Below are 13,387 nucleotides of genomic sequence, written 5' to 3' on the forward strand. Positions count from 1 at the left end.
CCCAGGCAAAGGCAGTGAATGCAAGGCAACCCCGGTCCTTTGGAAAAAATAAAAATAATTTCTGTTTCCCCACCTGACAGATAGTGACTCACCTCCTTATGTTGGGCTAAATAAAAACAGCGTCCCTCAAATGCAATCACATTTGCAAGACGCCATTGTCTGCTTAGACGTAAAAAGCCTCTGCTTCATTTGAGCAAAGGCTTCATTGCCTAATCAATATTTAATATGTATTCAGTATAGCGATGATTTTTCTCCCTGTCAATAGTAATTTTCAATCTGAAAATTTTGACTTTCACCTCTTGCCTGAGGCTGATAAATGTGATATTCTAATCATAAATCATCTCAATACTTTGGCAATGACAGGGATAGTATATGGTTACTTCTCTTGGCAGAGAGCCGGATAGGGTGAAAACCGGCAAGAGAACCGCTATAGAATGCCCCCCTGGAGCTGCAACGCCGAAAGCCTTAACCCGGCTGTAGGTGCTGCCGCCACTCCGGCGTTAGCGGGGAAAAGCGAGCCAATTGGCTAATTTGGGTGGTACCGCGGGAATCAATCCCGTCCTTTTACAGGACGGGATTTTTTTGTTTTATTTTACATTACAAGGAGGCTATTGAATGCGTGAATTATTAGAATTACTCGAGCAAAACCCTTCCCTCCCGGTAAAAGAACTGGCAGTCATGCTGGGAAAACCGGTAGAAGAAGTAACGACTACTATTAAGCAGTTAGAAGCAGAAAACATTATCGTAAAATATCATACCATTATTAACTGGGACAAAGCCGGTGTCGACAAAGTCACCGCGGTCATTGAAGTCAAAATCACGCCCCAGCGGGAAGTGGGCTTTAATGCAATTGCCGAATCCATCTATCATTATCCGGAAGTCCGCAGCCTGTATTTAATGTCCGGCGCCTATGATCTGCTGGCGATCATCGAAGGCTCGACACTAAAAGAAGTGGCCCATTTCGTCGCCACCAGACTGGCAACGATTGAAGGAGTGATTAGCACCACTACTCACTTCATGCTAAAAAAGTTCAAAGAAGAAGGCATTATCCTCAATAATCCGGAACAAGATCGCCGATTGGTGGTGTCGCCATGAACTGGTCTGCACGCATATCCCCGGTCGTCAACTCCATTCCTCCCTCGGGTATCCGGCGTTTTTTTGATATCGCCGCCGAAATGAAGGGTGTAATCTCCTTGGGAGTAGGCGAACCTGATTTCGTTACTCCCTGGCATATCCGAGAAAGCTGTGTCCACGGATTGCACTGCGGTTATACCGCTTATACCTCGAATTTCGGCCTGCTGGAACTGCGGGAAGAAATCGCCCGGCTTATTGCCGCAAAACATAAGGTATCCTATGATCCCCGCAAAGAGGTTTTAGTAAGCGTCGGCGTCAGCGAGGCCTTGGATTTAGCCATGCGGGCTATTCTCAGCCCCGGAGATGAAGTGTTGATCCCCGAACCCTGCTACGTCTCCTATAAAGCCTGTGCAACCCTGGCAGGTGGCAACCCGGTTCCGGTGCCAACCTATATGGAAAATGAATTCCGGGTTAAAGTCGCCGACCTGGAAAAATTAGTAACCTCTCGCACAAAAGCCATTATCTTAGGCTATCCCAACAATCCCACCGGCGCCATTATGCCCCGCAGCGAACTGGAAAAGATCGCCCGTTTTGTGGAAAAACATGATTTAATTGCCGTATCGGATGAAATTTACGGTGATCTTACCTACGAAGGCAGCCACATTTGTTTTTCCAGTCTGCCGGGCATGCGGGACCGCACCATCCTGCTCAATGGATTTTCCAAAGCTTATGCCATGACCGGCTGGCGTATCGGTTATGCCCTGTCCAATCCTGACTTCATTGCCGCTATGACGAAAATCCACCAATATACTATGCTGTGCGCGCCTGTTACCGCTCAGGTCGCAGCGATTGAAGCATTGCGCCATGGCGAAAAAAGCATGCAAAAAATGGTTACCGAATACAATAACCGCCGCCGCCTGATGGTGGAGGGATTCCGCAGTATTGGACTGCCTTGTTTCGAACCAAAAGGAGCCTTCTATATCTTCCCTTCCATCAAGCATACCGGCCTTTCCTCATTGGAATTCGCCGAACAATTGCTGCGGACTGAAAAGATAGCGCTAGTCCCCGGCGATGCCTTCGGCACCAGCGGTGAAGGCTTTGTCCGCTGTTCCTACGCTACTTCCGCCGACAAATTGGCCGAGGCCCTGGAACGTATCCACCGCTTTATCGAAAAACTAAATCAACCAAAACAACAAATTGTTTAAAATCCAAAAGCCCTTCTGCTAAAGCAGAAGGGCTTTTACTGTTTAAATTAATAACGGTTGTTATGTTTGCTGAAGCAGTCGCGGCAATAAACAGGACGGTCACCGCTTGGACGGAAAGGAACCTGAGTCGTTACACCACAATCTGCGCATACAGCTTCATGCATTTCCCGCTGGGGACGAGCACCGCCACGGCCGCCATTGTTTTGTTTACGGGCTGCACGGCATTCAGGACAGCGGCCAGGTTCATTGGTGAACCCTTTTTCAGCGTAAAATTCTTGTTCGGAAGCAGAAAAAATAAAATCCACGCCACAATCACGACAGGTCAAAGTTTTGTCTTCAAACATAAGATAAATCCTCCTCGATTTGATTTGCCCAAAATAGTTTAGGGATTTACCTTTATTGACCTCCCTTACCGGAAAACAGATTAAGAAGGATAAACGACATAACCACACTAGACCTATTTAATTGGGCTAGTCTTATGATACTATCCTCTAATCAAAAAGTAAAGCAAATTTGTAAAAATAATATCAAAATAATACAGCGCCCACTTTTTGTGGGCGCTGTAAGGACAAACATAGCTTTTTACGGCACCAAGCCGGTAAATACGAAAGCATACAGCCAGACAATGATGCCCAGTAATATGGCATAAGGAATCGCAAATTTAATGGTTTGACGCATGATCAAACCTTCTTTGCCCATCAGTCCCACAGCGGTAGCGGCAATAACGATGCTCTGCGGTGAAATCATCTTCCCAGCCGTAGCACCAACGTTGCCGCCGGTTGCCATCAGGATATCGGAAAGTCCCAGACCTTGGGCAGTCAATTTTTCCAAATTACCGAACAAAGCGTTAGACGAGGTAGCACTGCCGGTAATAAATACGCCCAAAGCACCGATCAGTGGACTGAGGAACGGCATGACCTGCTGGTTCACCGTCTCCACCAGACTTTGTGCCATAACAGCAATCATTGATTTTTGGGCCGCTCCCGTGGCAGTTGCCCAAACTACGGCTTTCGTCTTGGGATCAATAATTGGCATGGCCATATTCATCACTTCGGAAATGGACAAGATGCAGGCAACAGTAATAAAAGCCGGCATCATCTGTTTTACCGTAACACCAAACTGTTTCGTAAATTCGGAAAAACGAATTCCCATGAACTGGAAGGCAACTATCCCGGCAATCAACACAATCGTACCAGGACTTTGCAGCCAGGAGAACGCATACAGTTTCCCCGGGTTATAAATTTGGAATTTTACCATCAAGGCGCTAAACCCTGGAGCCTTGCCGGAAATAATCGGCGCCGTTGACGGCAAATTAACACCAAGGATGAAGATTGTCAACAGGATATACGGCAGCCAAGATAGTCCCATTTCTTTGAAATCGATGTTTTTCGGTCCCATTCCATCGGGTGCGGTTTCACCCGGGAACACCCATACGGTTTCTGTTTTTAGGTTATACAGATAGATTGACAATGCGGCTAAACAAGCCAACGCACCTAAAATAGTAGCCAGGGTGGAATCAATAGTATTACAAATAACGAACTGGACAACAGAAAAACTGAGACCGGTAATCAAAATTCCCGGTATAATACCCTTCATTCCTTTAACACCGGACATGACGTAGACACTGGCAAATGTCATAATAAATGCCATGATCGGCATAATACGTCCGCCCATTTGCGACAGCTTTACGAAATCAAGGCCGGTGGTAAGAGCCAGAGTATTCGTTGGAATTGACAGAGAACCGAAAGGCACTGGTCCGGTATTAGCTACCAGGCAGACCAGAGCGGCCATCATCGGGTCGTAGCCCAAACCGACCAAGATACTGGCCGGAATAGCAACCGGCGAACCAAAGCCGCAGATACCTTCCAAAAATGCGCTGAAACCATAACCAATCAAAAGAGCCTGAGCCCGACGGTCGCTGGTCAGCGAAGACATGCAATTCTGCAGTTTGTCCATCCAGCCGGTAGCCTTCAAAACATTATAAATAACAATTGCCCCAAAGGGAATATACATGATCGGGAATATACCGGTTATGGCACCCTGCACAGCAGCCAGCAAAGTTGCCTGCGCCGGAAATCCGAAATAAAATATTGCAACTAAAACGGTCACTACCCAAGCAACAGGCGCAACCTTAACTGCCGGCTTCATCAGAATCGGCAGACCGATCAGCATAACTATTATCGGTAATGAAGCAATTAAAGCGTCCAACATTTTCCCCCCTTATTTATTTGAACAATCAAATCAAATTAGACTTGCTTACCTTCCCCCCCTTTTTTACAGCAATTTCCGCACACAAGGTCGGCTTCTTCTTTTTATTTTCTCTTTATTTTTATTGAGCCTTTCCTTATGCCCTCTGCTTATGATTTCATCACAGAACCCATATTGTAGAATTCTCCGAAATTTCTAAATATCCTTTCATTTTTTTATTTTATTTTTACATTTTGGCTAAAAAAAGACTTTTAGTCTTTGCCGGAAACCTTTGTCGCATATTATCGGCAGAAGCGGGTTCCTGCTTTTAAATGGCTCCCGCCTTGCGCACTTGCCGTCTAAAGACTCTTTGTTCCCGGCAGGGTAAAACCACGGCCTAATACTTCCACCGCATCGTGAACAATCATAAAAGCCTGGGGATCGGAAACCTGTACCAGTTCTTTAATCTTAGCAATCTGCGTAAGACTGACAACAACGAATACTACCTGTTTATTTTGACGGGTGAAAGCCCCTTCTCCTTTTAAAAGCGTGGCTCCCCGGCCCACCTCTTTTAAAATGGCTTTTACAATTTCCTCTGATTTATAGGAAACAATAAAAATAGTTTTCTTATTGTTGAAACCTTCAACAACCTTATCCGTAATACTGGCACCGACAAACATCGCAATTAAAGTCAAAACCGCTAAACTAAAACCAAACAAAGCCGCGGCAACCAGCATAATCACACAATTAAAACCAAACCCGACAATTCCTACATTCAATGAATAATATTTTTTGATGATACCGGCAACGATATCCAAGCCGCCGCCGCTGCCATTCACGCGAAAAATCAGCCCGCTGCCGATACCGCTGAGAACTCCCCCTGTCAATGCGGCAAGCAGAGAATCACTCAACAGACTGGTATTTGACAAAAACCGGGTCCCATCCACCGCCAAGGAAAAGCAGATCGTCCCATAAATTGTTATTATCGTATAGTCTCTGCCCAGCAACCGGTAGGCAGCATAAAGCAGGGGGATATTCATGAGAAATATTTGCAGTCCAATTGGTAATTTGAATAAATAATAAAAAATGATTGCGATGCCGCTGACCCCGCCGCTTAATAAATGGTGGGGCACAAGAAAGAGATTTATCGAACACCCACTGATCAGGCATCCCAGGCCGACAACCAAATACTGCACTATTTTTTGACGCATATCATACCTCCTGACCAATTCCTTTTCTATTTTTTCTATACGGCAATTGCTGTTGTTTCTCCTCTCGATTCGTTGTATAATTATTTTCTAGTAACGAAGTAATTTGAAGGGAGTTTTATATCCTATGGCTCTACTGAACGAAAACTACTTGAAACTTCCGGGAAGCTATTTATTTGCCGAAATAGCGCGGCGGGTAACCAAGTTTAAACAGGATAATCCCGCGGCCAATATCATCCGCCTGGGAATCGGCGATGTAACCCGGCCGCTGCCCCCTGCCGTCATTGACGGACTGCATGCTGCAGTGGATGAAATGGCTAAAGAAGAAACGTTTCGCGGCTACGGTCCGGAACAGGGTTATCAATTTCTGATTGAAAAAATCATTGCCACCGATTATCTGCCCCGGGGCATTCAACTGGAAACAGATGAAATTTTTGTCAGCGACGGTTCCAAAAGCGATGTGGGAAATATTCAGGAAATTTTCAGTGTTACTAATAAAGTAGCCATTACCGACCCGGTATATCCGGTTTATTTGGATACCAATGTGATGGCCGGCCGAACCGGTGAATTGGCAAATGGCAAGTTTGGCAATGTCACCTATCTGGTATGTAATGGGGAAAATCAGTTTAAACCGGCATTACCAAGAGAAAAAGTCGACATGATTTATCTTTGTGTTCCCAATAACCCAACCGGCACGACCTTAACCAGAACGGATTTAAAAAAATGGGTGGATTACGCCAGAGAAAATGAGGCCGTTATTCTCTATGACGCCGCCTACGAATCGTATATCCGGGAAGCGTCTGTTCCCCACAGTATCTATGAAATCGAAGGAGCCAAAGAAGTCGCCATTGAATTCCGCTCTTTTTCCAAAAACGCCGGCTTCACCGGCACCCGCTGCGCTTTTACCGTAGTGCCCAAAACGGTTCTGGCCGCTACCGCCAAAGGCGACAAGCATCCCCTTAATAAATTATGGAACCGCCGTCAAACCACTAAATTCAACGGCGTTCCTTACATTGTCCAAAGAGGCGCGGAGGCGGTTTATTCGCCGGAAGGCCAGCAGCAGATTAAAGCTCTGGTGGATTATTACATGACAAACGCCAAAATCATCCGCGAAGGACTGGTCAGTATCGGTCTGCAGGTATTCGGCGGCGTCAATGCCCCTTACATTTGGCTGAAAACGCCGAACAATATGGATTCCTGGTCCTTCTTCGATAAACTGCTGACCGATGTCCACATCGTCGGCACTCCCGGCACCGGCTTCGGCCCCGCCGGCGAAGGCTACTTCCGTCTGACTGCTTTTGGCAACCGGGAGAATACAGAAGAAGCCGTTGACAGAATTAAGCACAAATTAAGCATTTAAAAAATACCGAAGGTCTGATTCCAAAGGAACCAGGCCTTTTCTTATGCTATGGATGGACTGTCGCCGAACTGATAACAATCATAATCACAAAGAATAACAACGTACAGATAACCGCGAAAGCGACTCCGCCTAAGAGAATCCTTACTCTGGGCTGTTTGTCCGGCGGTGTCCGTTTTGACTTGGCCATCGAAATTCCCCCTCATTGTTACTAAAACAAGCTTCCCTATTATTCTCCCTGGACCGCCATAACAGCCAAGGCAATGGAATACAGCTTATCCCTGGCGGAATCGGCACGGGATGTCAGGATAATCGGGGCCTTGGCGCCGGCGATAACCCCGGCAATCGCTCCTCTGGCAAAATAGGTAGCAGCCTTATACAAAATATTGCCGGACACCAATTCCGGCACCAGAAGAATATCCGCCTGTCCGGCTACCGGGCTGTTGATTCCTTTATGACGAGCCGCTTCAAGACTGACAGCATTATCAAAAGCCAGGGGGCCGTCAACAACACAACCTTTGATCTGACCCCGTTCCGCCATTTTAGCCAGAATCGCCCCGTCGACGCAAGCCGGCATACCGCTGTTAACTACTTCCACTGCCGCCAGGCAGGCGACTCTGGGACAAGGAATTCCCAAGGAATGGGCCACTTTTACAGCATTCTGCAGAATCTGGACTTTTTGCGGCAAATCAGGTGCCACGTTCATTGCCGCATCCGTCAGCAGTATCAGCCGGTCAAACCCGGGAATCTCCATGACCGCCACATGAGAAATGACATTTCTGCCAACCCGCAGCCCCACTTCTTTATTCAGCCCTGCCCGCATCATATCGGCGGTAGAAATCAACCCCTTCATGACAATCTGGGCTTTACCGGCGCTGACCAGCTCCACTGCTTTTAAAGCGGCAGCCCTGGGATTCGGCTCGTCAATAATAGTAAAGGACCCCGTGTCAATTCCCCTGCGAGAGGCGATTGCTGTGATCTTCTCCTGATTGCCGACCAGAATAGCCTGAGCAATGCCGTTTTGCTGAGCTTCGCTGATCGCTGCCAGCACATGATCATCTTCCGCCGCGGCTACGGCAATTTTGCAAGCCGGAACAGCGCGGGCGGCTGTTAAAACATCCTGAAAACTTTTCATTGCATCCCCTCTTCCCTGTTATATATCGCTAACCAATAACAAAGCGCCCTTGGTATGAGGTATGAGCGGCTGCTCTTCAATCGCCACCGGCTGCACCGGACGAAAGCCGTTTTGCCGGTATACCCTGAGAGCCGTTTCATTATCCGCCAATACCAGCAGACTAAGCTGGTAATACCCTTGCTGCCGCGCCTTTTCTTTGGTCAGGTCAATCAAGCGGCTGCCTATCCCCTGATTGCGAAACCGGGGACTGACAAAAATAGCACTGAGATAATAGCTGTCTTCCACCCGGGAATTATAAAAATTATATAATACCGCCAGCCGTTCCGGCGGAAAAAATTCTTTCATTGCCGAATCGACCCCATGGCAGCTGGCCGGATAGGAACTAACCAATCCCGCCACCTTTCCGCTGCATTCGGCAACAGTAATACTTTTATAGGAATCATACCGCTTCCCGTCAGCCAATGACTGGGCAACCAGCTGTTCCGTGGAAAAACACGGCATCAAATTTTCGTATAAAAAGTCTAATATTCCGCCGGCAGTGGCGTTAATCCCGCGAGCCAATTCCAAGCACTCTTCCTGCCGGGCCTCACGATAGATCACTTCCATATCGCTCCCTCCTTCACCAGCATTCTTATTCATCAAACAGGTAAAATCTTCCGTCCGCTATGAAAATACTCCGCCATACTTTTTGTACAGCGGAATACCGTCTCAGCAATAAACCTGCGCCCTTTCTTCATTGCGAAGCACCCGCAGCGCTCCCAAAGCCAGCGCTTCCAACTCTTCCTCACCGGGGATCACCATAATCGGCGCAATAAACTGAACCCGGGCTTTTATATCGGATACGATACGGGAAGAATAAGCGATCCCCCCGGTCAGGATGATTTGATCCACCGCCCCGGTCAATACCGCCGCCATCGACCCGATTTCCTTGGCGACCTGATAAACCAGCGCCGCCAGTACCAGTTCCGCTTGTTTCTCACCCTGCCCGGCCAGTTTCTCTACTTCCCGGATATTCTTCGTCCCAATATAGGCATAAATTCCACCCTGGCCGGCTAGTTTATCCTCTAATTCATCACAAGTGTATTTACCGGAATAGCAAAGTTTCACTAATTGTTTGGCCGGCAGCCCGCCACAGCGATCCGGCGAAAGCGGCCCTTCGTCCATAGCATTATTCACATCGATCATCCGGCCATGCTGGTGGGCGGAAACCGAAATACCGGTTCCCAAATGAGCCACGATAAAATTAACCTCCTGATAGCTTCTGCCGATTACCCCGGCCGCCTTGCGGGCAACGGCTTTCATATTCAGGGCATGGGACAAGCTGACCCGTTCCAAATCCGGCAAGCCGGATATACGTGCCACCGGTTCCAGTTCGTCAACAGAAACCGGATCGACAACAAAAGCCGGTATCTGTAAATGCTGTGCCAAAGCATAGGCCATAATTGCCCCTAAATTAGCAACATGCTCTCCCCACTCCGCCTTTCTTAAATCCTGCAGCATCAGCTGATTCACCCTATAGGTTCCGCCCTTCAACGGTTTCAGCAACCCGCCCCGTCCCACAACGGCTTTAAATACGCTTAGCGCAATGCCCCGTTCCTGCAGCGCCGCTAAAATAAAATCCAGGCGATACTGGCACTGATCAATGAGCCGCTCAAATTTTTCTGTTTCAGCGGCCGCATGTTCTTCTATTTGTTTAAATACTAATTCTTCTCCGCTATAGACTGCAAACTTCGTGGACGTCGTTCCCGGATTGATTACCAGTATTTCTTCTTTATTATCCGATTGTTTCATATTATACCTCCTCCAATGACCGAGCACTGCTCCTTATCAGCTTATATGGCAGTTGGTAGTCTAGTATGTAACTTCCGGCTTGCTTGCCCCTCCAAGGCGAAAATGCCTTACAGCTTGGCGGCAATATACGACGATAAGCGATTCTCGGCCTGTTTTATTTCCGGCGTATCCGGCAGGCATGTCAAAATCTGTTCTACGTAATTTTTATCCATAATATGCCGCAGCGTCCAAGAATAATTTACATCATAAATCCAGGATAATCGTACCAGCTTCCGGTCGTCGACCGTTCTTACATCCGTAAAATTACATTGGCGACCCTGCAAAAAGTCACGCAAAATCGCCGGAGAAACTCCATCGCCGACCGGCGGCATCAAATAGGCCGACAATACCCGAAACACATCCAATTTGTCCGCATCCCGGATAATCTTGGCAAACAGCCGCTGCCCGGCGGCAGCCCGGGGAGGAATTTCTATCTTATTATGGCAGCCAATGGCAAAATTAAAATACTGCCGCTCCTTAAGTGATAAACCATTGAGCAGAGTAAGGCCGGCAATTTCCTTCAATCCCAAGGCGGCGTGATCCTCTGACTGACTATCCACAAAAGTACGATACACCGAATATTGCTTAAACCGCCCGACATCATGGAATAAACCAATTAGTTCCGCTAATTGCTGTTCCGGGGCATCCAGTCCCAATTGCCGGGACAAATCCCGGCTGTTTTCCACCACCTGCCGGGTATGCTGTTCTTTCAGCAAGATATGTTCTTGCACATCCGGATCGGCGGAATAAAAAGAATGAACATATTCAGTAAACCACTTCTGTAGTTCTGCAATTTCTGCCTGTTTCAACAAAAACTTTTCACCTCGGTTGGAAATTACCACTATTTCAGGTTCTTACTGCGTAACCGTTCGCCAACAATGCGGGCCACATGAACACCGCTGGCGCTGGCCTGGGATAATCCACGGGTAATGCCGGCCCCGTCGCCAATGGCAAACATGTTGGGAATCTCCGTCTCCAATTGACCGGTTAACTTTAAGCGGGAACTATAAAATTTAACTTCCACGCCATAAAGCAGCGTATCATCGTTAGTCAGACCCGGTGCTATATTATTCAAAGCATAAATCATTTCGATAATATTATCCAAATGCCGCTTTGACAACACTAAGCTTAAATCACCGGGAGTCGCCTGGAGGGTAGGCTTGGTAAAACTTTTCGCCAGCCGATGTTCATTGGTTCGCCGTCCTTTGATTAAATCACCGAAACGCTGCAGCAGAACGCCGCCCCCCAGCATATTGGAAAAAGAAGCGATTCGTTTGCCATATTGATGGGGTTCATTAAAGGGTTCGGTAAATTTATTACTCACCAATAAGGCAAAGTTTGTATTCTTACTTTGCAGCTTTTCATCCCGGAAGCTATGCCCGTTGACGGTTATAATCCCGTCGGTATTCTCTGCAACCACATAACCCTTGGGATTCATGCAAAACGTTCGTACTAAATCCCCGTATTGCTTGGTACGATACACCAGCTTGGCTTCATAGACCTCATCGGTAATATGCTGAAAAACCTCGGCGGGAATTTCAACTCGCACACCCACGTCAACCTGATTGTTAAACAGCGGCAGCCCCAGTTCCCTGCATTGGCCGGCAAACCATTCCGAACCGGACCGACCGGGAGCTGCAATCAGGTAGCTGCAGGTAATCGGCTTGGACTCACCTTTTACCTCCAGCTGAAATTCAGCGCCGTGGGGCCGAATCCGTTCAACCGTGGAATCAAACAAAAAGGTGATTTTATCTTTTAAAAACTCGTAAATTTGCTCCATAATCTTTAAATTATTTTCCGTCCCCAGATGCCGGACTTTGGCCTGCAGCAAATGGATATCATAAGCCAGAGCCTGTTTGCCGATAGTGCAGTTTTTTGTGGTGAAATATTCAGCCGGGGCACCGTATTGGCAGTTGATTTCATCTACATAATCAATCAGCTCTTCCACTGTTTTTTTCGGCAGATATTCATTTAACCAGCCGCCAAATTCAGTCGTAAAATTATATTTCCCATCGGAAAAAGCCCCGGCGCCGCCAAAGCCGCGCATAATGCTGCAAGGCTTGCAGTTCAGGCAGTGGTCTGCCTTTTTCTCGCCAATCGGGCACTTTCGCCGATAAATGTCATGACCGGTTTCAAGCATAACTACCCTGGCGCCGCAGCCACCGGCAATCAATTCATAGGCTGTAAAAATCCCGGCAGGTCCCCCGCCGATGATCGCCACATCATATTCACTAGCCACTTTGCAAAACCCCTTTTCATTAAAATGCTCTAATACTTTGATGATTATTTCGCAGCATTGCTCCTGCTGCAAAACACCCGGATACGGTGCGACACTGCCATTATCTTCAATGGTAATTTAGGTCCCAGTTCTCCGTCTAAATCGCTGTCCAAATCTTCCGGGGATTCAATGGTAATCTCTCTTGCCTGAATATAAGTAACATTTTTTTGATTCAGATGATTGCCTGTCAGCAGGCAAATAAACAGCCGCATTAATTCCGGCAGCCGGCAACGGTTCACAATGAGCAGATCCAGCTTGCCATCATCAATGGCAGCATTAGGTACAAGATTGGGAAAACTCCCTACCACGCCACTGTTCATTACCAGAAACAAAAATACATCATCTTCCAACACCTGCCCGTCGGCAGTAATTTTCATCGGCAGCGCCCGGAAGCTGGGCAGCTCTTCAATGCCTTTTAGATAATAAGCCACTTTTCCCAGGGTATTTTTCAATAAGGTGTCCGCCGTATGAGCCACGCCGGTTAAAAGCCCGGCACTGGCGACATTAATAAAGTATTTATTATTCACCATGCCGATATCTACGTCCCGCACCTCACCCCTGGCTATCACTTCTGCACACTGCTTTAAATCCCGGCTCAGTTTCAAATAAGTTGCAAAATCATTACTCGTTCCACTGGGAATAATCCCCACCGGAACATCAATAGAAAGTTCCAGCATAGCATTCATTACTTCGTGTACCGTTCCGTCGCCGCCGGAAATAATAATCCCGTCGGCGCTAATTTCCTTCGCTAACAAAACCAAACTGTTCGTATCCTCCTTACGCTCGGTACGCACGGGCGTAACCAAACAGCCCCGACGCTGAAACTGCTGCACGACCTCATCCAGCTTATATTTAAAATAAGCGTCGCCTGACAGGGGATTATAAACCAATAAAAACTGCTTCATAAAATTGCACTCCCGCTTCTTTCATCATTACTATAACTCCAACTCTTATTATATATGAAAAAGATTGATTTGTGCCAGGTCCCGTTATTCGTCATTATTGTTCCACTTATAAAACAAACGACGCCACTGCAGAAGCAAACGCTTGCAGTAACGTCGTTTGGCGGGCGGATTTAGTTATAAACAAGTAGAAGAATCATCATCAAAACCG

Annotated in this window: 13 protein-coding genes and 1 other annotated feature; of the genes, 3 read left to right on the forward strand and 10 right to left on the reverse strand. The window is 47.3% G+C overall.

What is annotated here, in order from left to right:
- Positions 1 to 347 precede the first annotated feature (347 nt).
- Positions 348 to 567, forward strand: a binding site (T-box leader).
- 48 nt (positions 568 to 615) lie between these two features.
- Together ABFC84_03750 and ABFC84_03755 are read left to right on the forward strand one after the other, a co-directional pair.
- Positions 616 to 1,095, forward strand: coding sequence for an Lrp/AsnC family transcriptional regulator (locus ABFC84_03750; GenBank protein ID MEN6411866.1), 480 nt, complete (start codon positions 616 to 618; stop codon positions 1,093 to 1,095).
- Entirely contained in the window at positions 1,092 to 2,279 is a 1,188-nt protein-coding gene (locus ABFC84_03755; protein ID MEN6411867.1) for an aminotransferase class I/II-fold pyridoxal phosphate-dependent enzyme, read from the forward strand. Before ABFC84_03750 ends, ABFC84_03755 begins: the two co-directional genes overlap by 4 nt.
- A gap of 47 nt (positions 2,280 to 2,326) precedes the next feature.
- On the opposite strand, the gene ABFC84_03760 is transcribed toward ABFC84_03755, so the two are convergent.
- From ABFC84_03760 to ABFC84_03770, 3 genes are all read right to left on the reverse strand, one after another.
- On the reverse strand, positions 2,327 to 2,623 hold the full coding sequence (locus tag ABFC84_03760; GenBank protein ID MEN6411868.1) for a zinc-ribbon domain containing protein: 297 nt from the start codon (positions 2,621 to 2,623) through the stop codon (positions 2,327 to 2,329).
- A gap of 238 nt (positions 2,624 to 2,861) precedes the next feature.
- Entirely contained in the window at positions 2,862 to 4,490 is a 1,629-nt protein-coding gene (locus tag ABFC84_03765) for an L-lactate permease (GenBank protein ID MEN6411869.1), read from the reverse strand.
- 335 nt (positions 4,491 to 4,825) lie between these two features.
- On the reverse strand, positions 4,826 to 5,677 hold the full coding sequence (locus tag ABFC84_03770) for a YitT family protein (GenBank protein MEN6411870.1): 852 nt from the start codon (positions 5,675 to 5,677) through the stop codon (positions 4,826 to 4,828).
- Positions 5,678 to 5,801: 124 nt separating this feature from the next.
- Here ABFC84_03770 and ABFC84_03775 point away from each other — a divergent pair, with 124 nt between their 5' ends.
- Positions 5,802 to 7,034: an LL-diaminopimelate aminotransferase gene (locus ABFC84_03775; GenBank protein ID MEN6411871.1), complete on the forward strand. Its 1,233-nt coding sequence runs from the start codon at positions 5,802 to 5,804 to the stop codon at positions 7,032 to 7,034.
- Positions 7,035 to 7,080: 46 nt separating this feature from the next.
- On the opposite strand, the gene ABFC84_03780 is transcribed toward ABFC84_03775, so the two are convergent.
- The 7 genes from ABFC84_03780 to ABFC84_03810 form a co-directional block, all read right to left on the reverse strand.
- Positions 7,081 to 7,221 (reverse strand): hypothetical protein, encoded by a 141-nt coding sequence (locus ABFC84_03780; protein MEN6411872.1) that lies wholly within the window; start codon positions 7,219 to 7,221, stop codon positions 7,081 to 7,083.
- 39 nt (positions 7,222 to 7,260) lie between these two features.
- A complete protein-coding gene (locus ABFC84_03785) occupies positions 7,261 to 8,166 on the reverse strand; it encodes a phosphate butyryltransferase (GenBank protein MEN6411873.1) in 906 nt (301 codons plus the stop codon).
- Positions 8,167 to 8,184: 18 nt separating this feature from the next.
- Positions 8,185 to 8,772: a GNAT family N-acetyltransferase gene (locus ABFC84_03790; GenBank protein ID MEN6411874.1), complete on the reverse strand. Its 588-nt coding sequence runs from the start codon at positions 8,770 to 8,772 to the stop codon at positions 8,185 to 8,187.
- A gap of 102 nt (positions 8,773 to 8,874) precedes the next feature.
- Positions 8,875 to 9,957 (reverse strand): butyrate kinase, encoded by a 1,083-nt coding sequence (gene buk, locus ABFC84_03795; GenBank protein ID MEN6411875.1) that lies wholly within the window; start codon positions 9,955 to 9,957, stop codon positions 8,875 to 8,877.
- Between the two features lie 107 nt (positions 9,958 to 10,064).
- On the reverse strand, positions 10,065 to 10,808 hold the full coding sequence (locus ABFC84_03800) for an HD domain-containing protein (protein ID MEN6411876.1): 744 nt from the start codon (positions 10,806 to 10,808) through the stop codon (positions 10,065 to 10,067).
- A 29-nt stretch (positions 10,809 to 10,837) separates the two neighbouring features.
- Positions 10,838 to 12,235, reverse strand: a complete 1,398-nt coding sequence (locus ABFC84_03805; protein ID MEN6411877.1) for an NAD(P)/FAD-dependent oxidoreductase — start codon at positions 12,233 to 12,235, stop codon at positions 10,838 to 10,840.
- A gap of 44 nt (positions 12,236 to 12,279) precedes the next feature.
- Positions 12,280 to 13,179, reverse strand: coding sequence for a YegS/Rv2252/BmrU family lipid kinase (locus ABFC84_03810; GenBank protein MEN6411878.1), 900 nt, complete (start codon positions 13,177 to 13,179; stop codon positions 12,280 to 12,282).
- Positions 13,180 to 13,387 lie beyond the last annotated feature (208 nt).

The organism is Veillonellales bacterium, assembly GCA_039680175.1.
GTDB lineage: Bacteria > Bacillota > Negativicutes > JAAYSF01 > JAAYSF01 > JBDKTO01.